Annotated in this window: 20 protein-coding genes and 2 pseudogenes; 16 read left to right on the forward strand and 6 right to left on the reverse strand. The window is 72.8% G+C overall.

The window, feature by feature from the left end; translation table 11 throughout:
- Window positions 1–70: 70 nt before the first annotated feature.
- Window positions 71–1,564, forward strand: a complete 1,494-nt coding sequence (locus K4B79_RS36595; protein WP_232031732.1) for a hypothetical protein — start codon at window positions 71–73, stop codon at window positions 1,562–1,564.
- 39 nt (window positions 1,565–1,603) lie between these two features.
- On the opposite strand, the gene K4B79_RS36600 is transcribed toward K4B79_RS36595, so the two are convergent.
- Entirely contained in the window at window positions 1,604–2,938 is a 1,335-nt protein-coding gene (locus tag K4B79_RS36600; RefSeq protein WP_232031733.1) for a PH domain-containing protein, read from the reverse strand.
- Window positions 2,935–3,438, reverse strand: coding sequence for a PH domain-containing protein (locus K4B79_RS36605; RefSeq protein ID WP_232031734.1), 504 nt, complete (start codon window positions 3,436–3,438; stop codon window positions 2,935–2,937). The genes K4B79_RS36600 and K4B79_RS36605 overlap by 4 nt, the downstream gene beginning before the upstream one ends.
- Before the next feature lie 31 nt (window positions 3,439–3,469).
- Between K4B79_RS36605 and K4B79_RS36610 the strand changes: the two genes are divergently transcribed.
- The gene (locus K4B79_RS36610) at window positions 3,470–4,621 is read left to right on the forward strand and encodes an NADH-quinone oxidoreductase subunit D (RefSeq protein ID WP_232031735.1); all 1,152 of its coding nucleotides are present in this window, start codon (window positions 3,470–3,472) and stop codon (window positions 4,619–4,621) included.
- Here K4B79_RS36610 and K4B79_RS36615 read toward each other — a convergent pair.
- Complete coding sequence (locus K4B79_RS36615; protein ID WP_232031736.1) at window positions 4,586–5,647, reverse strand: SAM-dependent methyltransferase; 1,062 nt, start codon at window positions 5,645–5,647, stop codon at window positions 4,586–4,588. The two genes, K4B79_RS36610 and K4B79_RS36615, sit on opposite strands and share 36 nt — an antisense overlap.
- A 118-nt stretch (window positions 5,648–5,765) precedes the next feature.
- Between K4B79_RS36615 and K4B79_RS36620 the strand changes: the two genes are divergently transcribed.
- The 3 genes and pseudogenes from K4B79_RS36620 (at window position 5,766) to K4B79_RS36630 (ending at window position 8,421) form a co-directional block, all read left to right on the forward strand.
- On the forward strand, window positions 5,766–6,971 hold the full coding sequence (locus tag K4B79_RS36620; RefSeq protein ID WP_232031737.1) for a sensor histidine kinase: 1,206 nt from the start codon (window positions 5,766–5,768) through the stop codon (window positions 6,969–6,971).
- A 74-nt stretch (window positions 6,972–7,045) separates the two neighbouring features.
- Window positions 7,046–7,717, forward strand: a complete 672-nt coding sequence (locus tag K4B79_RS36625) for a response regulator transcription factor (RefSeq protein WP_232031738.1) — start codon at window positions 7,046–7,048, stop codon at window positions 7,715–7,717.
- A 63-nt stretch (window positions 7,718–7,780) separates the two neighbouring features.
- Window positions 7,781–8,421: pseudogene (locus K4B79_RS36630) on the forward strand (ATP-binding protein).
- Between the two features lie 9 nt (window positions 8,422–8,430).
- Here the strand turns inward: K4B79_RS36630 and K4B79_RS36635 are convergent.
- Window positions 8,431–9,534: a DUF5937 family protein gene (locus K4B79_RS36635; protein WP_232031739.1), complete on the reverse strand. Its 1,104-nt coding sequence runs from the start codon at window positions 9,532–9,534 to the stop codon at window positions 8,431–8,433.
- A 198-nt stretch (window positions 9,535–9,732) separates the two neighbouring features.
- On the opposite strand from K4B79_RS36635, the gene K4B79_RS36640 reads away from it, so the two are divergent.
- The gene (locus tag K4B79_RS36640; RefSeq protein ID WP_232031740.1) at window positions 9,733–9,951 is read left to right on the forward strand and encodes a hypothetical protein; all 219 of its coding nucleotides are present in this window, start codon (window positions 9,733–9,735) and stop codon (window positions 9,949–9,951) included.
- Here K4B79_RS36640 and K4B79_RS36645 read toward each other — a convergent pair.
- Window positions 9,948–11,141 carry a threonine aldolase family protein gene (locus tag K4B79_RS36645; RefSeq protein WP_232031741.1) on the reverse strand — a complete coding sequence of 398 codons (1,194 nt, stop codon included), beginning with the start codon at window positions 11,139–11,141 and terminating at the stop codon, window positions 9,948–9,950. The two genes, K4B79_RS36640 and K4B79_RS36645, sit on opposite strands and share 4 nt — an antisense overlap.
- A gap of 172 nt (window positions 11,142–11,313) precedes the next feature.
- Here K4B79_RS36645 and K4B79_RS36650 point away from each other — a divergent pair, with 172 nt between their 5' ends.
- From K4B79_RS36650 to K4B79_RS36695, 10 genes are all read left to right on the forward strand, one after another.
- A complete protein-coding gene (locus K4B79_RS36650) occupies window positions 11,314–12,261 on the forward strand; it encodes a Rossmann-like and DUF2520 domain-containing protein (RefSeq protein WP_232031742.1) in 948 nt (315 codons plus the stop codon).
- Entirely contained in the window at window positions 12,258–13,253 is a 996-nt protein-coding gene (gene panC / locus K4B79_RS36655) for a pantoate--beta-alanine ligase (protein WP_232031743.1), read from the forward strand. The genes K4B79_RS36650 and panC overlap by 4 nt, the downstream gene beginning before the upstream one ends.
- Window positions 13,250–14,965, forward strand: a complete 1,716-nt coding sequence (locus K4B79_RS36660) for an L-aspartate oxidase (protein WP_232031744.1) — start codon at window positions 13,250–13,252, stop codon at window positions 14,963–14,965. The genes panC and K4B79_RS36660 overlap by 4 nt, the downstream gene beginning before the upstream one ends.
- Window positions 14,966–14,970: 5 nt before the next feature.
- The gene (gene nadC, locus K4B79_RS36665) at window positions 14,971–15,948 is read left to right on the forward strand and encodes a carboxylating nicotinate-nucleotide diphosphorylase (RefSeq protein WP_232031745.1); all 978 of its coding nucleotides are present in this window, start codon (window positions 14,971–14,973) and stop codon (window positions 15,946–15,948) included.
- Window positions 15,949–15,953: 5 nt separating this feature from the next.
- A complete protein-coding gene (locus K4B79_RS36670) occupies window positions 15,954–16,751 on the forward strand; it encodes a type III pantothenate kinase (RefSeq protein WP_232031746.1) in 798 nt (265 codons plus the stop codon).
- A gap of 164 nt (window positions 16,752–16,915) precedes the next feature.
- Window positions 16,916–17,575, forward strand: coding sequence for a hypothetical protein (locus K4B79_RS36675; RefSeq protein WP_232031790.1), 660 nt, complete (start codon window positions 16,916–16,918; stop codon window positions 17,573–17,575).
- Between the two features lie 114 nt (window positions 17,576–17,689).
- Window positions 17,690–17,869: a hypothetical protein gene (locus K4B79_RS36680; protein ID WP_232031747.1), complete on the forward strand. Its 180-nt coding sequence runs from the start codon at window positions 17,690–17,692 to the stop codon at window positions 17,867–17,869.
- Window positions 17,870–18,006: 137 nt separating this feature from the next.
- Window positions 18,007–18,450, forward strand: a complete 444-nt coding sequence (locus tag K4B79_RS36685) for a BlaI/MecI/CopY family transcriptional regulator (protein ID WP_374208553.1) — start codon at window positions 18,007–18,009, stop codon at window positions 18,448–18,450.
- Between the two features lie 9 nt (window positions 18,451–18,459).
- Complete coding sequence (locus K4B79_RS36690; protein WP_232031749.1) at window positions 18,460–19,032, forward strand: amino-acid N-acetyltransferase; 573 nt, start codon at window positions 18,460–18,462, stop codon at window positions 19,030–19,032.
- Window positions 19,033–19,292: 260 nt separating this feature from the next.
- Entirely contained in the window at window positions 19,293–19,628 is a 336-nt protein-coding gene (locus tag K4B79_RS36695; RefSeq protein WP_067437511.1) for a histone-like nucleoid-structuring protein Lsr2, read from the forward strand.
- Between the two features lie 61 nt (window positions 19,629–19,689).
- Here K4B79_RS36695 and K4B79_RS36700 read toward each other — a convergent pair.
- A pseudogene (locus K4B79_RS36700) lies at window positions 19,690–20,319 on the reverse strand (SCO3374 family protein); the annotation flags it as partial.
- Between the last annotated feature and the right edge of the window lie 355 nt (window positions 20,320–20,674).

A 20,674-nucleotide genomic window follows, 5' to 3' on the forward strand; every position in this document is an offset into this window, starting at 1 on the left:
GGCTTCGGGATGGCTGTCTTTTTACGGGGCGGGGCGCCATCATTCGCCTACGCGCGGTAAGTTTCTGGCCATGCCACGTGGACGTCATCGTCATTCCCCACCTCTGCACAGGCTGCTGCCTCCGTCGGCGATCGCAGGCGTCTCCGTCGTCTGTGCGTTCGGCCCCTGGGTTTTCTCCGAGCCGGGCGTGCTCCGGGTCGTCGCCGCGGTGGCCGCGGCGACGGCGGTTGTCGGGGCGGCCGTCATGCGCCGCTGGGACACCCAGGCGGGCAAGCAGGTCGCCGACCTCACGCGCGCGCGTGCGAGCGACGAGTGGCGTCACGAGGAACGGGTCGCCGAGCTGGAGACCGACCTCGAGGAGTCGCGTGAGCTGCGCGTGAAGCTGGAGCAGCGGCTGCGCGCCAAGCGCACGGAGCTGGCGGGGCTGCGCAACGAACACGCGGCTCTGCTGCGCCGGTACGCCACGGCGGAGACCGAGCGGGCGAGCGCCCTGGAGGGCCGCCGTCTGCTGGAGATAGAGACGTCCGGGCCGGCGGCGCGCGCGCTGCCGCCCGGACAGGTCTCCGCCGCGGAGGAGGCGGGGGCTGTGGCTGCCCCGGCCGACACCGACACCGATGACGACGCAGAGACCGACACCGACGTCGAGGCCGGGACCGCCGCAGGGACGGACGGCGACAAGGATGTCGCCGGTGCGCGGACCGAGGCCGTCGAGGAGACTCCGGACCGGCCCGCGATCTTCTCCCCCGAGGGCTCGCGGCTGTTCCTGCGGGCCAAGGGGGCGCTGGCACGCTTCGCCGGCGACCGCGAGGGCGCGGCCGACGACGGCGCAGCTGACGACGGCGACGCCGAGGACCTCGACGCCGAGACCGGCGAGCACGTCTCCGAGGTCGAGGCCGAGGTCGAGATCGAGGCCGAGGTCGAGAACGTCTCCGAGGCCGAACCTGAGGAAACGGTTCAGGACGGGGACGGGCCCGGCACCCCGGATCGCCACGAGCCCGACGACGCCCCCAAGGCGGCGGCCAGGAACGGCGTGAAGACCGACTCCCCCCACGTGGCGGGGAACCCGAAGACCGTCGCGAACGGTGAGCCGGTGAAGGTCACCACCGTCGAGGGCGCGGCCCGCGCGGCCGCCGCCCGGCCGGAGGCCGCGCAGGAGGACGAGGCGCAGGGGAAGCCCGTGGCGGCCGACGGGCACGAGCGCGCGGCCGCCACCACTTCGGCCGGGACGGGACGCCCCGCCCAGCAGCCCTCCGGGCACTTCATCGCGCCGACCGCGGTGGCGGTCGTCCCGCAGACGCCCGTGCGGCGCCCCTCGGTCGAGGGCGGCTTCGACTTCTTCGGTACGAAGTCGGGGGCCGCGCCGGCCGCCCTGGAGGCCGTCCAGAACGAGGACCTGGCCGACGTGGTCGGGCAGGAGGCGCTCGCCCTCCACAAGGCCGAGTCCGAGGCGGAGTTCAAGCCCGCGGACGAGGAGTCGCGCGGCGTCGGCCAGGTGATCGACCTGACGGCCCACGACGAGACGGAGCAGATCGACGTGCAGGGGCTGCGCAGCGCGGTCTCCTGACGGACCGACACGGGCCGACACGTACCCGACGGGGCACGGTCAGACCATCCAGCGGTCGGGCCGTGCCCCTTCCCGTCCCGTCCGGGACCGCTCCGCCTGCGCCCCGAGCAGTTCCGCGGCCTCCTGAGCGTCCCTCAGCCGCGCCGAGACGGTCTTGTTGGCTCCCGTGTCCACGCGCACGTCCGCGACCCGCCACAGGCGCTCCCAGGGCCCTTGGGTGAGCCGTACGCTCTGGACCTTGGCGTGCGGGACGAGAGCCAGGCTCCGCCGCAGCAGCCCCTGGCGCGCGGCGAACACCGCGTCGGTGACGGCCAGTCCGTGGCCCCGCCACCACAGCGGCAGGCAGCGCGCGGCCCGTCGGGGCGGCCGGGAGAGCGCGGACAGGGGCGGCACGACCACACCGGGCAGCACGCGCGCGACGACGGCTTCGGCGACCGCGCGCGGGGCGACCGGCACCAGCACGGAGTTGGACGAGCCGGCCACGTCGAGTTCCACCCGCACCCAGCCGCGCCGCCGCCACAGCAGCGGCTCCACGATCCGTACGGTCTGCACGCGCCCCGGCGGCACCGTCTCGTGGGTGCGGTCCAGGAGGCCGTGGTCGATGCGCAGCCCGTCCGGGGACTCGCCCACCGTCCAGTCGTACTCACTGACGAACCGCCCCACACTGCTCGCGCCCGCCGCGCCCAGCAGGGGCAGCGCGGTCGCCAGGACCGACCACACGCTGTGGGTGGCCAGCCACAGCAGGGGCGGTACGACGAGGGCGGCGGCCAGGGTGCCCCAGGTGGCGCCCGTCAGCACGAGGGAGAGCGCGAGATCGCGTGGAGGCGTGCGCAGTAGCTCGCGCGCCGGAGCCTCCCCGACCTCGTGCGCCGTCTCGGGGGCGAAACCGGCGGCGCGCGCGAGGAGTTCCGCGCGCAGCGCACGCGCCTCGCGCTCCCCGAGGAAGGCGAGCTCGTCCTTCTTGTCCGCGCCCACGACGTCCAGCTTGAGTTTCGCGACACCCGCGACCCGGGCGAGCAGCGGCTGGGTGACGTCGACGGCCTGGATCCGCTCCAGCCGGATGTGCGCGGTGCGCCGGAACACCAGCCCGGTCCGGATGCGCAGCTCGCTCTCGGTCACTGAGAAGTGGGTGAACCACCAGGTCAGAAAGCCGTAGAGGGCGGCGGCGGGGATGAGTACGGCGAGCGCGAGCAGCAGCGTGGTGGTGGTCAGCCGGGCGAGCTGGCGCTGCGTCTGGTCGGGGTCGTGCACGGCCCACCCGATGAGCACGGCGACCGGCGCCCACGCCCGCCTGAGCGGCGTCACGGGGTGCAGCCGCCGCTCGGTCGGCGGAGGCTTCTGCTGTACGGCGTCGTCGACGCCCGGAGCCGTCACAGGCCCGCCGATCGGGCCTCGCCGAGCTCGGTGAGCCGGTCGCGCAGCCGTTCCGCCTCGGCCGGGTCGAGGCCGGGAATGGTCGCGTCGGTCGCGGCGGCCGCGGTGTGCAGCTGCACGCTGGCCAGCCGGAAGTGCCGTTCGACGGGCCCGGAGGTGACCTCCACCAGCTGCATCCGGCCGTACGGCACGACCGTCTCCTCCTGCCACAGCACACCCCGGCTGATCAGCAGGTCGTCGGCGCGTTCGGCGTACCGCCAGGAGGCCCAGTTGCGGCCGAGCAGCACCCAGCCCCAGGCCATGAGCGCCAGCGGCAGCAGCGCGAACGCGGACCAGGCCGGCCCGGCGAGCAGCCCGAGCAGCAGGCCGAGGGCCAGGGCCAGCAGGCCCAGCCACACCACCAGCAGCAGGCGTCGCATGGTCAGCAGCCTCGGCGGCAACCCGGTCCACACCGGCTCGTTCCCCGTGGTCTGCGTGTCGTCCGGGCTCCCCGTCTCCATAGGGCCAGCGTACGTAGGAGAGACTTGGTCCATGACTCCTACGACGGAGACCACGGTCGGCATCGGCGGCGCCGCGGAGAGCACCGACATGGTGCTCAACATCGGACCCCAGCACCCGTCCACGCACGGAGTGCTGCGCCTCAGGCTGGTCCTGGACGGTGAGCGCATCGCGCACGCGGAGCCGGTGATCGGCTACATGCACCGGGGCGCGGAGAAGCTCTTCGAGGCGCGCGACTACCGCCAGATCATCATGCTCGCCAACCGCCACGACTGGCTCTCGGCGTTCTCGAACGAACTGGGCGTGGTCCTCGCCGTGGAGCGCATGCTCGGCATGGAGGTCCCCCCGCGCGCGGTGTGGACGCGCACCCTGCTCGCCGAGCTGAACCGGGTCCTGAACCACCTGATGTTCCTCGGCTCCTACCCGCTGGAGCTCGGCGGGATCACCCCGGTCTTCTACGCGTTCCGGGAGCGCGAAGTCCTCCAGAACGTCATGGAGGAGGTCTCCGGCGGCCGTATGCACTACATGTTCAACCGCGTCGGCGGCCTCAAGGAGGACCTGCCGGCCGGCTGGACCACGCGCGCGCGTGCCGCGGTCGCCGCCGTGCGCTCACGCATGGACGTCCACGACGACCTGGTGCTCGGCAACGAGATCTTCCGCGGGCGCACGCGGGGCGTGGGCGTCCTCGCGCCCGAGGCGGTGCACGCCTACGGCGTGAGCGGCCCGATCGCGCGCGCCTCGGGCGTCGACTTCGACCTGCGCCGCGACGAGCCGTACCTGGCCTACGGCGAGCTCCAGGACACGCTCGGCGTGGTGACCCGGACGGAGGGCGACTGCCTCGCCCGCTTCGAGGTCCTCCTGGCGCAGACCCACAACGCCCTCGACCTCGCCGACGCCTGCCTGGACCGGCTCGCCGAGCTGCCGCCAGGTCCGATCAACCAGCGGCTGCCGAAGGTCCTGAAGGCGCCCGAGGGCCACACCTACGCGTGGACCGAGAACCCGCTCGGCATCAACGGCTACTACCTGGTCAGCAAGGGCGAGAAGACGCCGTACCGGCTGAAGCTGCGCTCCGCCTCCTACAACAACATCCAGGCGCTGGCGGTGCTGCTGCCGGGGACGCTGGTGGCGGACATGGTGGCGATCCTGGGATCACTGTTCTTCGTGGTCGGGGACATCGACAAGTAGGGCATCGGCAAGGAGCGCGTCGAGGACGGGCGGGGCATCGGGAGACGCGCCCGCGAGCCCGACCGGCTGGAGCAGCCACCCGAAGTCGCCGAGTCCGCCCGGTGCGGTGAGTTCGGCCGCCTCGCCGGCGCTCGCGAGGGCGCGCAGGTATGCGGAGGGTCGCGTGGAGGCCAGCGTGAGTGGAGGGCGTGCGCCGGTGACACCCAGGGCGCGCAGGGCGTCCCGCTGGGTCAGAACGCGTCCGCCGGGCAGCGCGCACGCGTCCAGCGCGACGTGCGCGGTGATGTCGCACGACCCGTCCGGCACGGGTGCTGTCCCGCGCCCCTCCCGGAAGCCGGTGAGCGTCCCGAAGGGCGGGCGCGCGTCCCTGGTGTGCGCGTAGTCCACCGCCACCGCGAGCCCCCGCTCCACGCTCGCGACCGCCGACGCCCACGCCTCGTCCCGGGGCAGCCCGATCTCCGCGCGCAGCCCCTCCTCGGCCGGCAGCGGCCACCAGCGGGCGACCCAGCCCGCCTCGGCACCGGAGAGCCGCTCCCCGAGCCGCTCGTGCCCGTCCGGCCGTACGAGGACGCGTCGGGGCACCCCCTCGGGGTCCACCTCCGCGATCTCCAGGGGGACGTTGTCCAGCCACTCGTTGGCGAACAGCAGCCCGGTGATCCCCTTCGGCGGTTCGGCCAGCCACTCGATCCGGTGATCGAGGGCCGCGGGCCGGTCGCCGATCTCGACGGCGTACCCCCGCGCGCGGGAGGCCACCTCGGCGGGCAGCGCGCCCAGCACCCCGGCCGCCAACTCGCCCCGCCCCGCCGCCATGTCGACGAACCCGAGCTCCGCCGGCCGCCCCAGCGCCTCGTCGACCCGGCACAGCAGCCGTGCCACGGCCCCGGCGAACAACGCCGACGCGTGCACGGACGTACGGAAGTGCCCGGCCGGCCCCTCCGGCCTGCGATAGAAGCCCTCCGGGCCGTACAGGGCGGCCTCCGTGGCCGCCCGCCAGCCTCGCCACTCACCCGCAGTGTCCGCCGTCACCGGCTCAGGCTAAGCGACCGCAATAACCAAAACTCCACCTTGGGGAGTACGTGCGTCGGATACGGATCGGTCCTCCGGTTGACCCCTGCACGCATCACGCTTCCCTACGCTGGGTTACGTGCAGAGCCTCTACGACTTCCTCCGCAGGCACCCGACATGGGTCGACGGCTTCTGGGCCGTCTTCCTCCTCGGGCTTTCGGTGGTTTTCGTCGGGTCCACCCCGAGCGACACGCCGGGCACCAAGGCCGAGACGCTCATCCTCCCGATCGTCCTGCTGCTGTGCCTGGTGGTGGCCCTGCGACGGCGTATGCCGGAGAAGATGCTGCTGCTGGGCATCGCCCTCGGCGTCGGGCAGCTGGTCCTGGACGTGGCGACCATGCCCGCCGACTTCGCGCTGCTGGTGATCACCTACACCGTGGCGGCGACCGGGGCCCGCTGGGCCTCACGGCTGGCGCTGGTCGTCGGTCTCGGCGCGGCCCCCCTGGCGCAGCTGCGCTGGCAGGAGGCGGACGCCGGGGTCTTCGGCACCGTCGCGCTCATGGTCTTCATGACCGTGCCGTTCGCCCTCGCCTGGGTGCTCGGCGACTCCATCCGCACCCGCCGCGCCTACTTCGCGCAGCTGGAGGAGCGGGCCGCGCGCCTGGAGAAGGAGCGCGAGGCGCAGGCGAAGGTCGCGGTGGCCGCCGAGCGCGCCCGGATCGCCCGCGAACTGCACGACGTCGTCGCGCACAACGTGTCGGTGATGGTGGTCCAGGCCGACGGCGCCGCCTACGTCCTGGACGCCGCCCCGGACCAGGCCAAGAAGGCCCTGGAGACCATCTCCTCCACCGGCCGCCAGGCCCTCGCCGAGATGCGCCGCCTGCTGGGCGTGCTGCGCACCGGCGAGCACCAGGAGGGCGGCGAGTACGTCCCGCAGCCGGACGTGGAGCAGATCGAGGACCTCGTCGAGCAGTGCCGGGGCTCCGGACTGCCCGTCGACTTCAAGATCGAGGGCACTCCGCGCCCGCTGCCCAGCGGTGTCGAACTCACCGCGTACCGGATCGTGCAGGAGGCGCTGACCAACACGCGCAAGCACGGCGGGCCGAACGCGGGCGCGAGCGTGCGACTGGTCTACTTCGACGACGGCCTCGGCCTGCTCGTCGAGGACGACGGCAAGGGCGCCCCGCACGAGCTGTACGAGGAGGGCGGCGCCGACGGCGCGGGCCACGGCCTGATCGGCATGCGCGAGCGCGTCGGCATGGTCGGCGGCACCCTGGACGCGGGCCCGCGCCCGGGCGGAGGATTCCGCATCAGCGCGCTGCTCCCGCTCAAACCCGCGCACTGACACCGCCGCACGCTCTGTGTTGACACCTGTAACGACCCCGCCGCACGACCCCACGGAAACGGAAGAGGCTCCCGATGACGATCCGCGTGATGCTCGTCGACGACCAGGTGCTGCTGCGCACCGGGTTCCGGATGGTGCTCGCGGCCCAGCCGGACATGGAGGTCGTCGCCGAGGCCGGCGACGGCGTCGAGGCCCTTCAGGTGCTGCGCGCCACCGCCGTCGACGTGGTGCTGATGGACGTGCGCATGCCCAAGCTGGACGGCGTGGAGACCACCCGCCGCATCTGCTCGGAGCCCGACCCGCCGAAGGTGCTGATCCTGACCACCTTCGACCTCGACGAGTACGCCTTCTCCGGGCTGAAGGCGGGTGCCTCCGGCTTCATGCTCAAGGACGTGCCGCCCGGCGAGCTCCTGGGCGCCATCCGTGCCGTGCACAGCGGTGACGCGGTGGTCGCGCCCTCCACGACCCGGCGGCTCCTGGACCGGTTCGCGCCGATGCTGCCGACCACCGGAAAGGAGCCCCAGCGCAAGGAGCTGGAGCGGCTGACCGACCGTGAGCGCGAGGTCATGATGCTCGTCGCGCAGGGGCTGTCCAACGGCGAGATCGCGGCCCGGTTGGTGCTGTCCGAGGCGACGGTGAAGACCCATGTGGGCCGCATCCTGACCAAGCTGGGACTCAGGGACCGGGTGCAGGTGGTCGTCCTGGCCTACGAGACCGGGCTGGTGCGCGCGGGCGGGCAGGGCTGAGGGCGGGCAGGGCTGAGGGGGGCAGGTGACCTGCGCGTAACCCGCTCCCACTAGGGTCTGCGCATGCTCCTGTGGATCAACGGTCCCTTCGGGGGCGGCGATCCATCAAGACGCTGTCGGCTTACGAGATCCAGCGGCGGCTGCCCGGCAGCGTGGTCTGCGATCCCGAGCACGCCGGCTTCGGTCTGCGCCGCATGATGCCTCCCGAACTGCGCGGCGACTTCCAGGACCTGACGTCCTGGCGGCAGGGCGTGGTCGAGGTGCTGGACCTCGCCCTCACCCGGCGCGACGGTGTCGTCATCGTGCCCATGACGGTCACGGACTCCGACTACTTCGCCCAGACCGTGGGCCGGCTGCGGGAACTCGGCCATGACGTACGGCACTTCACTCTCCTCGCCGAGCGCGAGACCGTGCTGAGGCGGCTGCGCGAGCGGGGCTTCGGGCACCTCCTTCAGTTCGTCTCCGGCAAGAACTCCGGTCCGGGCAGGGAGAGCTGGGCCGTGGGGCAGCTCGACCACTGCCTGGAGCGGCTGCGCGAACCGGAGTTCGCCGAGCATCTGTGGACCGACCACTCGACCGTGCCCAAGACGGCCGACCGCATCGCCGTCCTGGCCGGACTGCCGCTCGTGCCGAACCGCGAGGGCGCGCTGCGGACACGGCTGCGGCAGGTACGGGTGGGCGTGCGGCACATCCGGTTCGACTGAGCCGGCCGGTCAGCGCAGGATTCCCTCCAGGAAGTCGCTGCCCAGGCGGGCCACGATGGCTATGTCCAGCTGGTGCTGGACGTACCGGCCGCGACGGCGCGTGGTGATCAGGCCGGCCTTCTTCAGGACGCTCAGGTGGCGGGATATCTCCGGGGCCGTCATGCCGTGCGCCTGGGCCAGCTCGCTCGTGGTGTACGCGCTGCGGGCCAGATAGCGGCAGATCCGCATCCGGACGGGATGGGACAGGGCCGTCATCCGCAGGGCGAGCTGCTCGACGGAGGACGAAGCCGCCAGCTCCGGGGAGCCGACCGGGTAGTGCAGCACCGGCTGCCAGCCGGTGCGGTACAGGATGGACAGGTGCGGCCAGCCGAGGCTGGTCGGCACCAGCAGGAGATTGCCGTCCTCCGCGGCCGTACGGCCCACGCTCAGCTTGTCGACGGCGATCTCTCCCGCGGCCTCGTCGAGGGCGACCGCGGGGGACACCGCGGCCAGCGCCTCGGCCAGACCCTTGCGGCGCAGGAGCTCGGTCTTGTGGCGGGCGTCCGCAGCGAGCTGGTGGCGCAGCCGGGCCCAGGTGTCCGCGAAGAACAGCTCGTCGCAGTCCTCCAGGAACTGCCGGAGCCAGGCTCGGATCCTGGGCGGGTCGGTCAGCAACAGCTCGCTGAACCGCTCCTGTTGCGGTCCCCGCGCGGCGGCCAGCTCAAGGGCGCGACGCCGCAGCCCCGCGTCGACCAGAGGGCTGCGGTCACCGCCGTAGGGCATCGCGCAGCTGAACTCCAGGGCCGCGTCCACGAACTGCTCGTCCGTCAGCTTGTCGAGCAGGTCCAGCTCCTCGGCGAGGGTCGCGCCGGGGAGGGCGGTGCGGCCCGGGATGCCCGCGTACGGCAGGAACAGGTCCGAGAACGTCGTCCGCCACAGGAAGTCCGCCTCGCACATCCGGTCGGCCAGGTGCGGGTCGAGCCGGGCGCTCACGCCGGTCACCCAGCCCTGGAGGCCGGGGTGGTGCCCCGGCTCGGACAGCGCGTGCAGCGCCATGCCGAGCTCGGCCAGGGGGGAGGGCACGACGGCGACCCTCTCCGGCCGCAGCCCCGCGATGTCGATGCGCACGCTCATGACCTCATGGTGCACCCCACCACTGACAACGCGGCCGTCGATTGACGGCCGCCGTCAATCGACGCGACCGCGCCGCGGTGTCCGGCGCAGGCTGACAGCACCGGGGCCGCCGCGGAGCCCACGGATCCCTGTCACCACGCCTGTACGTCTCCATGACCCGAGCCTGTCCGTCTCCCCGTCCCGAGAAGGCGATCCGCCATGAGCATCACGCAGCAGTACCTCCTCGACACCTACCGGGCCCGGCAGCGCGGCGAGCTCGACCCGCCCGCCCCCGGCGCCCACGACTGGCAGGTCGTGCGCGAACTGCGGGACCACCGCCGGTTCCGCGCCGTGGTCGCCGGCCGCCCCGCCCGGGGACGCACCCGGCAGGCGCTGTCCCGGTGGCTGCGCCGCGGCCGCCCGGGGACCGCGTCCTAGCCGCTGACCCGTGTCAGCCGTACGACGAAGTCCGCGACCGCCTCCTTCACGTCCTCGGGCGTCCACTCCAGGCTCTCGGCCCGTACGGAGACCTCGGTGACGGCGAGTCCCGGGCCGGGGGTGTCCCAGGGGCGGCCGAAGAGCTCGGTCCGCGTCTCCTCGGTCTGCCGGACCGCCGCCTCCGCGGCCGTCTCGGCGTCGTACGGCAGCCAGAGCTGGAACTCGTTGGTGTGCGGCACCTCGGGGTGGACGCGTGTCCAGGGCACCCCGGCCGCCGCGAAGCCCTCACGCAGCGCGGCGGCCACCACGCGCGCGTGGCGCACGTAGTCGGGCAGTCGGGGCAGCTCGCGCTCCAGGCCGAGGAGGGCCGACAGGACGGTGGGGAACTGCTGGTAGACCGTGCCGCCGTAGCGGTGCCGCCAGGCCCTCGCCTCCTCGGTCAGCGTCCTGGGACCGGCGAGGACGGCGCCGCCGTAGCCGTCGAGGGACTTGTAGAACGACACGTACACGCTGTCCGCCAGGCCGGCGATCTCGTCCAGGGTGCGGCCGAGATGGACGGTGGACTCCCACAGGCGCGCGCCGTCGAAGTGCACCACGGCGTCGCGCTCGCGCGCCGCCTCCACGATCCCGGTGAGCTCCTCCCAGGAGGGCAGCAGGTGACCGGCGTCCCTGAGGGGCAGCTCCAGCATCAACGCGCCGAAGGGCTCCTCGAAGTCGCGGACCTCGTCGGCGGTGGGCAGCCGGGGCTCGCTCGTCAGCCGGACCGGACGCAGTCGGGAGACCTGGCTGAAGGCGTTCCGTTCGTGCACCTCGGGGTGGGCGAGCGCGTGCAGGGCGACGGTCGGATCGCCGGTGCGGCCCGCCCAGCAGCGCAGCGCCACCTGCTGGGCCATCGTCCCCGTCGGGAAGAAGACGGCGGCCTCCTTGCCGAGCAGTCCCGCGACCTTCTCCTCCAGGGCCTCGACGACTCCGCCGCCGTAGATGTCCGACAGCTCGTCGAGGTCGTGCACCTCCGCCGCCCGCTCCAGCAGGGCCAGGCGCTCCCGGAGCGTGCGCTGATGTCCGGAGCGCGCGAGCACCCGCCGCGCGCTCCGGTGTGCGCCGATACGTCGCTCGCGTTGCCGTGCTCGCCGTTCGTCGGCCGACGCCGGTTCGGTCCGTTCCTCGCCCTGTTCCGCGGTATCGCTCATGCCCGGGATCATCCCGCGCGCCGCCCCGGGCGGGCACCCGCATTTCCCCGGGCCGGACGGCTCCGGAAACCCACAGCCTGTGGACGACCGGACGCCCCTCGAACCGATCGCGTTAACATGACGAGAAATCGTCCGGTACCCGGAGCGGACTGGAACGGAAGGCCGCCGTCGCGTGAGTACAGCCCAACAAGCAGACACCAAGGACCGCCCCGCGCGGCTCACCGTCGGCGTCGTAGGCGCCGGCCGCGTGGGTCCCGCACTGGCCGCGTCCCTCGAACTGGCCGGACATCGCCCGGTCGCCGTCTCCGGGGTCTCCGACGCGTCCCGGCGGCGCGCCGCGCAGATGCTCCCCGACGTGCCGGTCGTCCCGCCCGCCGAGGTCCTGGCGCGCGCCGACCTGGTCCTGCTGACCGTGCCCGACGACGCGCTGCCCGGCCTCGTCACGGGACTCGCCGAGACCGGCGCCGTACGGCCGGGGCAGCTCCTGGTGCACACCTCGGGGCGGTACGGCACGCGGGTGCTGGACCCCGCCCTGCGCGCGGGCGCGCTCCCGCTGGCCCTGCACCCGGCGATGACCTTCACCGGCACCCCCGTGGACGTGCAGCGCCTGGCCGGCTGCTCCTTCGGTGTCACCGCGCCCGACGAACTGCGGCTGGCCGCCGAGGCCCTCGTCATCGAGATGGGCGGCGAACCCGAGTGGGTCGCCGAGGAGATGCGGCCGCTCTACCACGCGGCCCTCGCGCTCGGCGCCAACCACCTGGTCACCCTGGTAGCCCAGTCGATGGAGCTGCTGCGCGCGGCCGGTGTCGAGGCGCCCGACCGGATGCTCGGCCCGCTGCTCGGCGCCGCCCTCGACAACGCCCTGCGCTCCGGCGACGCGGCCCTCACCGGCCCCGTCGCGCGCGGGGACGCCGGCACGGTCGCCGCGCACATCGAGGAACTGCGCGTCCACGCCCCGCAGACCGTCTCCGGCTATCTGGCGATGGCCCGCGCGACCGCCGACCGGGCGCTCGCCCACGGGCTGCTGAAGCCGGAGCTCGCGGAAGACCTTCTGGGGGTACTCGCGGGCGGGACGCCCGGGAACCACGGGACCGACGGCACCGAAGGGGGCGCCCGATGACGACCACCGCCCTGCTGCGCACCGCGGCCGAATTGAATGCCCGCGCGCGCGTGGGCCGCCGCGCCGTCGTGATGACCATGGGCGCGCTGCACGAGGGCCACGCCACGCTGATCCGGACCGCGCGCGAGATCGCCGGCCCCGACGGCGAGGTCGTCGTCACCGTCTTCGTGAACCCCCTCCAGTTCGGCGCGGGCGAGGACCTCGACCGCTACCCGCGCACCCTGGACGCCGACCTCAAGCTCGCCGAACAGTCGGGCGCGGACGCCGTGTTCGCCCCCGCCGTGGACGAGGTCTACCCCGGCGGCGAACCCCAGGTCCGCATCAGCGCGGGACCCATGGGGGAGCGCCTGGAGGGCGCCGCGCGCCCGGGCCACTTCGACGGCATGCTCACCGTCGTCGCCAAACTGCTCCACCTCACCCGCCCCGACATCGCCCTCTACGGCCAGAAGGACGCCCAGCAGCTCGCCCTCATCCGGCGCATGGTGCGGGACCTGAACTTCGGCGTGGAGATCGTCGGCGTCCCGACCGTGCGCGAGGAGGACGGGCTCGCCCTGTCCAGCCGCAACCGCTACCTCTCGGCCGCCGAGCGCCGCACCGCGCTCGCCCTGTCCCGCGCGCTGTTCGCCGGCCGCGACCGGCACGCGGCACAGGAGGCCCTGCGCGCGCGGGCCCGGGAGGTGCCCGCCACGCACGCGCGTGCCGAGGCCCTGAGTGCCCTGGGGGAGTCCCGCGCGGCGGCCGACACGCACGCCGTCGCCAAGGCGTCCCCGGGTGGCCCGGCGGCCGTCCGCGCGGCCGCCCGCCTGGTCCTCGACGAGGCCGGCCGCCTGAACCCGCCGCTCGCGCTGGACTACCTCGCGCTCGTCGACCCGTCCGACTTCACCGACATCCAGGACGACTTCACCGGTGAGGCCGTCCTCGCCGTCGCCGCCCGGGTCGGGACGACCCGGCTGATCGACAACATCCCCCTCACCTTCGGAGCCGCCTCGTGACCAGCACAGGCATACGACTGCATGCGCCCGCCCCCGGGTGGTCCATCGACGCGGACGTCGTCGTCGTCGGATCCGGGGTCGCAGGCCTCACCGCGGCCCTGCGCTGCGAGGCCGTCGGCCTGCGGACCGTCGTCGTCACCAAGGCCCGCCTCGACGACGGCTCCACCCGCTGGGCGCAGGGCGGCATCGCCGCGGCCCTCGGCGAGGGCGACACACCCGAGCAGCACCTGGACGACACGCTGGTGGCGGGCGCGGGCCTGTGCGACGAGGAGGCCGTACGGATCCTCGTCACCGAGGGCCCCGACGCCGTACGGCGACTCATCGAGACCGGCGCGCACTTCGACGAGTCCGAGGAAGGGCGCCTGGAGCTGACCCGCGAGGGCGGCCACCACCGCCGCCGCATCGCGCACGCCGGCGGCGACGCGACCGGCGCGGAGATCTCCCGCGCGCTCGTCGAGGCGGTCCGCGCGCGTGGACTGCGCACGATCGAGAACGCGCTCGTCCTGGACCTGCTCACCGACGCCGACGGCCGGACGGCGGGTGTGACCCTGCACGTCATGGGCGAGGGCCAGCACGACGGCGTGGGCGCCGTGCACGCCCCCGCGGTCGTCCTCGCCACCGGCGGCATGGGCCAGGTCTTCTCCGCGACCACCAACCCGTCCGTCTCCACGGGCGACGGCGTGGCGCTCGCCCTGCGCGCGGGCGCGGAGGTGAGCGACCTGGAGTTCGTGCAGTTCCACCCCACCGTGCTCTTCCTCGGCTCCGACGCGGAGGGCCAGCAGCCGCTGGTCTCCGAGGCGGTACGCGGCGAGGGCGCCCACCTGGTGGACGCCGACGGCGTGCGCTTCATGGTCGGCCAGCACGAACTCGCCGAGCTCGCGCCCCGGGACATCGTCGCCAAGGGCATCACGCGCCGCATGCAGGAGCAGGACGCCGAGCAGATGTTCCTCGACGCCCGGCACTTCGGCGCCGAGATGTGGGAACACCGCTTCCCGACCATCCTCGCCGCCTGCCGCGCCCACGGCATCGACCCGGTCCACGAGCCCATCCCGATAGCGCCGGCCGCCCACTACGCCTCCGGCGGCGTGCGCACCGACTCCCGGGGCCGCACGACCGTCCCCGGTCTGTACGCGTGCGGCGAGGTCGCCTGCACCGGCGTGCACGGCGCCAACCGGCTCGCGTCCAACTCCCTCCTGGAGGGCCTGGTCTACGCCGAGCGCATCGCGGCCGACATCGCGGCCGGCCACGCGGAGAACGGCCTCCACGCGCGCGTGCCCGCCCCGGTCGAGCACCCCGAGAAGCCCGCGCACCCCCTGCTCGCGCCCGAGGCCCGCTTCGCGATCCAGCGGACCATGACCCGCGGCGCGGGCGTCCTGCGCTCCGCCGAGTCCCTGGCCACCGCCGCGGACACCCTGCAGCGGCTGCACGCCGAGGCCCGCGACGCCCTCGACGAGAACGGCAAGACCGCCGAGCCCGGAGTCGACACCTGGGAGGCCACCAACCTCCTGTGCGTGGCCCGCGTCCTGGTCGCCGCCGCCCGCCTGCGCGGGGAGACCCGCGGCTGCCACTGGCGCGAGGACGAGCCCGAGCGCGACGACACGGACTGGCGCCGCCACATCGTCGTACGGCTGAATCCGGACCGCACCCTCGCCGTACACACCACCGATACCGCAGACTTCCCCCCGACCCGGCAGCCCCTTCAGGAGCAGTGACAGACGTGAGCACCCCCGACCTTCCCCTCGCCTCGTCCGGCGGCTGCGGCGACGGCTGTGCCTGTGGCACGGATGCCGGTGAGGAGTACTTGGAGTGCGGGCTCGACCCCGCGCTCGCGCAGCTCCTGGCCGAAGCCGGACTCGACCCCGTGGAGGTCGAGGACATCGCCAACGTGGCCATCCAGGAGGACCTCGCCCACGGCGTGGACGTGACGACCGTCGCGACCATCCCCGAGGACGCCGTCGCCACCGCCGACTTCGTCGCGCGCGAGGCGGGCGTCGTGGCCGGCCTCCGGGTCGCCGAGGCCGTCGTCTCGATCGTCTGCGAGGACGAGTTCGCGGTCGAACGGCACGTCGAGGACGGCGACCGGGTGGAGGCCGGGCAGAAGCTCCTGTCGGTCACCACGCGCACCCGCGACCTCCTCACCGCCGAGCGCAGCGCCCTCAACCTGCTGTGCCGGCTGTCCGGCATCGCGACGGCCACGCGCGCGTGGGCGGACGTTCTGGAGGGCACCAAGGCACGCGTGCGGGACACGCGGAAGACGACCCCCGGACTGCGGTCCCTGGAGAAGTTCGCGGTGCGGTGCGGCGGCGGGGTCAACCACCGGATGTCGCTGTCCGACGCGGCGCTGGTGAAGGACAACCACGTGGTCGCCGCCGGCGGTGTCGCGCAGGCCTTCAAGGCCGTACGGGAGGCCTTCCCGGACGTACCGATCGAGGTCGAGGTCGACACCCTGCACCAGCTGCGCGAGGTCCTGGACGCCGGCGCCGACCTGATCCTGCTGGACAACTTCACGCCCGGCGAGTGCGAGGAGGCGGTGGCCCTCGTCCACGGGCGGGCGGCGCTGGAGGCCTCCGGGCGGCTGAGCCTGGAGAACGCCAAGGCGTACGCCGACACCGGCGTCGACTACCTCGCCGTCGGGGCGCTCACCCACTCCTCGCCGATCCTCGACATCGGCCTCGACCTGCGCGCCGCGGAGTAGCCGCCATGCTCCTCACGATCGACGTGGGCAACACGCACACGGTTCTGGGCCTGTTCGACGGCGAGGACATCGTCGAGCACTGGCGGATCTCGACGGACGCGCGCCGCACGGCCGACGAGCTGGCGGTGCTGTTGCAGGGCCTGATGGGCATGCACCCCCTCCTCGGGGACGAACTCGGTGACGGCATCGACGGGATCGCGATCTGCGCGACGGTCCCCTCCGTGCTGCACGAGCTGCGTGAGGTGACCCGGCGGTACTACGGGGACGTGCCCGCGGTGCTGGTGGAGCCCGGGGTGAAGACCGGTGTGCCGATCCTGACCGACAACCCCAAGGAGGTCGGCGCCGACCGGATCATCAACGCGGTCGCGGCCGTCGAACTGTTCGGCGGGCCCGCGATCGTCGTGGACTTCGGTACGGCCACGACCTTCGACGCGGTGTCCGCGCGCGGGGAGTACGTGGGAGGCGTCATCGCGCCCGGGATCGAGATCTCCGTCGAGGCGCTGGGGGTGCGGGGCGCGCAGCTGCGGAAGATCGAGGTGGCCAGGCCGCGGAGCGTGATCGGGAAGAACACGGTCGAGGCGATGCAGGCCGGGATCATCTACGGCTTCGCGGGGCAGGTGGACGGGGTCGTCGGGCGGATGGCCCGGGAACTGGCCGAGGACCCCGACGACGTGACGGTGATCGCCACGGGCGGACTGGCGCCGATGGTGCTCGGGGAGTCGTCCGTGATCGACGAGCACGAGCCGTGGCTGACGCTGGTCGGGCTGCGGTTGGTGTACGAGCGGAACGTCTCGCGGATGTGAGCGGTGGGGGCGGCGGCGCAGGGACGAGCCCAGAGGAACAGCGGCCGCGGTGGGATGACGCCGGGCGGGTGGCGCATGGACGCCACGCCTGGCGGGTGTGAGGGAATTGTCTGATTAGCGCGTACTGTCGCCGCATGCCCACGCCATACGGATCCCGGGGCGGCATGGCGTTCGGTGTGGAGGAGCTGCGTGTGCTCCGCCGCGCTCTCGCTCTCGCCCTGCTGCCCACGCCCGCCTCGGTCGAGGACGTCCAGGACTGCCTTCGCCTCGCCGAGTCGCTCGACGAGGCGACGCGCGAGGGGGCCCGGCTGCGTGCCTTCCTGGTGGCCGATCTCGCCCGCTACCGCGCCGCCCTGCCCGGTACCGCAGCCGGTTATCTCACGCTCCTCGAAGAGGCGCTGGGCGCCGGGTACCGGCCCGACCCGGACGACCTCGCCGCGCTGCGGGCCCTGCGGGGGAACCCCTCGGCGGCGGCTCTGCTGGACCGGTGCCAGGTGCTGGCGGAGCAGGACGTACGGGGCCGTCTGGCGCGCGGGGCCGCGCTGCGGTCCGTAGTGTCCGCGCCGACCGTCCCGGCCTCCCGTACCCGCCTCCTGGCCCTTCCTGGGGGGCGTTCCGCGGCGAGCGGGAAGCCCGGGGGGCCGGAGAAGGAGAAGAAGCCCGCCGAGCGGCCCGCCACCCCCGCCGAGCGCCCCGCCGCCCCCAAGCCGTCGACTCCCGCGGCTCCCAAGCCGGGCCGTCCCATCCCCACCCCCGGCGAGGTCTTCCCCCGGCGCAAGCCGACCCCGCCGCCGTCGCAGCAGCGGCAACTGGCCGCCGGGTAGGACGCCCCGCCGCGCCCCGTCCCGTTCATCCGACTCGCCCCACCCCACCCCACCCCACCCGACTCCGTCCCACCCCGCCCGGACCCTCCCGTCGCCGCTGGCTACTCTGGACGTATGGACTACGTTTCCGCGCTCCTGCCCCCGGTCGTCATGGCCGTGCTCTTCATCGGTGTGATCAGGGTGATCGTGAAGACCCAGGGCGGGGCGAACAAGGCCAAGGAGGACGCGGCCGTGGACGCCGCGCTCGCGCGCGTGGAGGGTGCCCGGCAGAACTCCTCGGGCTCGGAGGCCTGACCCGGCGGCACCTCATCGGCGTACGACCCCGTGTTCCAGCGTGTTCCAGGGGTCGTGCGCCCTTTTTGTGGCTGTTTGCCGAAGAAAGTGCACGTCCGCCACGTCAATACCCGGATCTCCCACTATTGTGCTGAGCTGTGCCTCGCCCATTGGGAGAACTCGAAGACGCGGTCATGACGCGGGTGTGGAAGTGGAACCGCCCGGTGACCGTTCGAGAAGTCCTGGAAGATCTGCAGCAGGAACGGTCCATCGCGTACACCACGGTGATGACCGTTCTGGACAATCTCCATCAGAAGGGCTGGGTGCGCCGTGAGGCGGAAGGCCGGGCCTATCGATATGAGGCGGTCTCGACGCGGGCCGCGTACGCCGCGGCGCTGATGAACGACGCCTGGTCGCAGAGCGACAACCCCGCGGCCGCTCTCGTCGCGTTCTTCGGGATGATGAGCGAGGAACAGCGACAGCACCTGAGGGACGCCGTCCACATGGTTCAAGGACCGGAATCCTCCGAACCGGTCCGGGAGGCCCCCGGCGATAGGCCCGGGGCGAACCCCGGCGCGGCGCCGGAGGCGGGCGGGCGATAGCGTCCGCTCATGTCAGCAGAGAGTCCAGCAGAGGGACGGGCGGCAAGTCCCTCGACGGAGAGTCCCGAAGTCACGGCAAAAGCCATCACCGTCCGGCGGGCCCGCACCAGCGATGTCCCGGCCGTCCGCGGTCTCCTTGACGCGTACGTCCGTGACCGCATCCTGCTCGACAAAGCGACCGTGACGCTTTACGAGGACATCCAGGAGTTCTGGGTCGCCGAGCTCGACGACAACGCCGAGCTGGTCGGCTTCGGCGCCCTGCACGTGATGTGGGAAGACCTCGCGGAAGTCCGCACTCTCGCAGTGAAGCCCGGGCTGAAGGGAGCCGGCGTCGGTCATCAGTTGCTGGAGAAGTTGCTCCAGACCGCCCGCTGGCTCGGGGTTCGCCGAGTTTTCTGTTTGACCTTCGAAGTGGACTTCTTCGCCAAGCACGGGTTCGTCGAGATCGGTGAGACGCCGGTTGACACCGATGTCTACGCGGAGCTGCTGCGTTCCTATGACGAAGGCGTGGCGGAGTTCCTCGGTCTCGAACGAGTGAAACCGAACACCTTGGGCAACAGCCGGATGCTTCTGCATCTGTGATCGCCGAGACGCGGCAAGGGGTGAGTGGGTCCGCAAGGGGAGGAACTATTCCGGCTCGGCCCGTGCTGCCCAGGTTCCCTATGTCCGAAACGCACATGTTTCCGGACTGTGGGGGTCGGCCAGTCTCTCCCAGGGGTTTGTGTTTTCCCAGCAAAAGCGGTTTGCTTTCCGACGTACTGCAGTACTGCATATAACAGGGGGCGGCGAAACGGGGACGCCGCAGACCCCCGGCCCTCAAGTTATGGATGAAAGGAAATCCGGTGGCACAGAAGGTTCAGGTCCTTCTTGTCGATGACATCGACGGCGGCGAGGCGGACGAGACCGTCACGTTCGCGTTGGACGGCAAGACGTACGAGATCGATCTCACGACCGCCAATGCGGACAAGCTGCGCGGCCTTCTTGAGCCTTACGTGAAGGGCGGTCGTCGCACCGGAGGCCGTGCTTCGGGTGGGCGTGGAAAGGCGCGTGCCGCTTCCGGCAGCAGCCAGGACACCGCACAGATCCGCGCGTGGGCGAAGGAGAACGGTTACGAGGTCAATGACCGCGGCCGTGTTCCGGCGACCATTCGCGAGGCTTACGAGAAGGCCAACGGCTGATCGCGGGATCCGGTCGGTCGATCACGGTGCCCGGATCAGTGCCGGGGCCGGGGATCGTCGGTGGCTGGGCGCCCGCGCGCCGCAGCCGCAGCCGGTGGCAGTGCGTCGCCACCGTGTTCAGTACTCGTACGAGCTCGGGGGCGCCCCCACCGCCCCCCAGAGCCGACAGTGTCGGCAGCGAGGCCTCGACCTCGCACCCAGGCTCGGGGGGCCGCAGCCACACGGCGGCCCCCTGGACGGCTCCTGAGCGGCCCGGAGGGAGCGGCCGCACGCCGAGCGCTTCCGGCGCCGGCCCCGGCAGCGGTGCCTCCATGGTGCCGCCCTCGCCGATCATCCTGAGGTCGAGCGGCAGCGTCCCCCACTCCAGCCAGTCCAGGATTCCCGGCACCTCCTGCGCGCCGCCCGCGGCCACGAGCAGCCGCACGCGATCGCCCCGCAGGGCCACCGGAGAGCCCGGCGCCAGGTGGCGCAGCGCCGCCCGGCCCGCCTCGGCCGGCACGTCCAGGACGTCGAAGCGCAGACCCACGCGGAGCCGCGGCGGAGTTCCCGGTGCCCCGGGCACTGTCTCCCAGCCGAGTTCGTTCTCGTACCAGCGGCGGACCGCATCGCCCGCGGTGCCGTGATCGAACGGGCGGCGGGGGAGCGGGACCACGGGAACACCCGCGACGACCGGGGGGAGGGCTCCAGACATGCCAAGTGCAACCGTCGGAGCGGTGTGCGGGTTACGCTGGGTATTCCTGCGAATGCGCACAGTATCGAACAAGGGGGCGTGCGGGGGTGTGGGGAGGCGCAAGGTTGTTCGCCCATAGCGGAGCGAACCGGGGCGCGCGGCATGGAGTGTCCGTCCCGGCGGGTAAGACATCCCTAGTGGGAGGGGGCGACACGCAGGACAGGACGTCTCACGTTCGCCATCGGCGTACTGATGGTGGGGGTAACTGCCTGGCCTGCGGGAACATCGTCTCGCACCATCGGGTTGGAGCAGATGTCGGCGTCACGGGTCAGGAGGCCATCGACGGTGTCGGCAGTTGGAATGAGCGGTCCCCGCT

The sequence above is a fragment of the Streptomyces lincolnensis genome, assembly GCF_021173675.1.
GTDB lineage: Bacteria > Actinomycetota > Actinomycetes > Streptomycetales > Streptomycetaceae > Streptomyces > Streptomyces lincolnensis_B.

Excerpts from the sequence above, each read along its gene's own strand:
- K4B79_RS36645 (WP_232031741.1), bottom strand. The coding sequence starts at position 11,141 with ATGAGCGATACCGCGGAACAGGGCGAGGAACGGACCGAACCGGCGTCG.
- K4B79_RS36670 (WP_232031746.1), top strand. The coding sequence starts at position 15,954 with ATGCTCCTCACGATCGACGTGGGCAACACGCACACGGTTCTGGGCCTG.
- K4B79_RS36595 (WP_232031732.1), top strand. The coding sequence starts at position 71 with ATGCCACGTGGACGTCATCGTCATTCCCCACCTCTGCACAGGCTGCTG.
- K4B79_RS36640 (WP_232031740.1), top strand. The coding sequence starts at position 9,733 with ATGAGCATCACGCAGCAGTACCTCCTCGACACCTACCGGGCCCGGCAG.
- panC (WP_232031743.1), top strand. The coding sequence starts at position 12,258 with ATGACGACCACCGCCCTGCTGCGCACCGCGGCCGAATTGAATGCCCGC.
- K4B79_RS36690 (WP_232031749.1), top strand. The coding sequence starts at position 18,460 with ATGTCAGCAGAGAGTCCAGCAGAGGGACGGGCGGCAAGTCCCTCGACG.
- K4B79_RS36625 (WP_232031738.1), top strand. The coding sequence starts at position 7,046 with ATGACGATCCGCGTGATGCTCGTCGACGACCAGGTGCTGCTGCGCACC.
- K4B79_RS36675 (WP_232031790.1), top strand. The coding sequence starts at position 16,916 with ATGGCGTTCGGTGTGGAGGAGCTGCGTGTGCTCCGCCGCGCTCTCGCT.
- K4B79_RS36605 (WP_232031734.1), bottom strand. The coding sequence starts at position 3,438 with ATGGAGACGGGGAGCCCGGACGACACGCAGACCACGGGGAACGAGCCG.
- K4B79_RS36680 (WP_232031747.1), top strand. The coding sequence starts at position 17,690 with ATGGACTACGTTTCCGCGCTCCTGCCCCCGGTCGTCATGGCCGTGCTC.
- K4B79_RS36610 (WP_232031735.1), top strand. The coding sequence starts at position 3,470 with ATGACTCCTACGACGGAGACCACGGTCGGCATCGGCGGCGCCGCGGAG.
- K4B79_RS36635 (WP_232031739.1), bottom strand. The coding sequence starts at position 9,534 with ATGAGCGTGCGCATCGACATCGCGGGGCTGCGGCCGGAGAGGGTCGCC.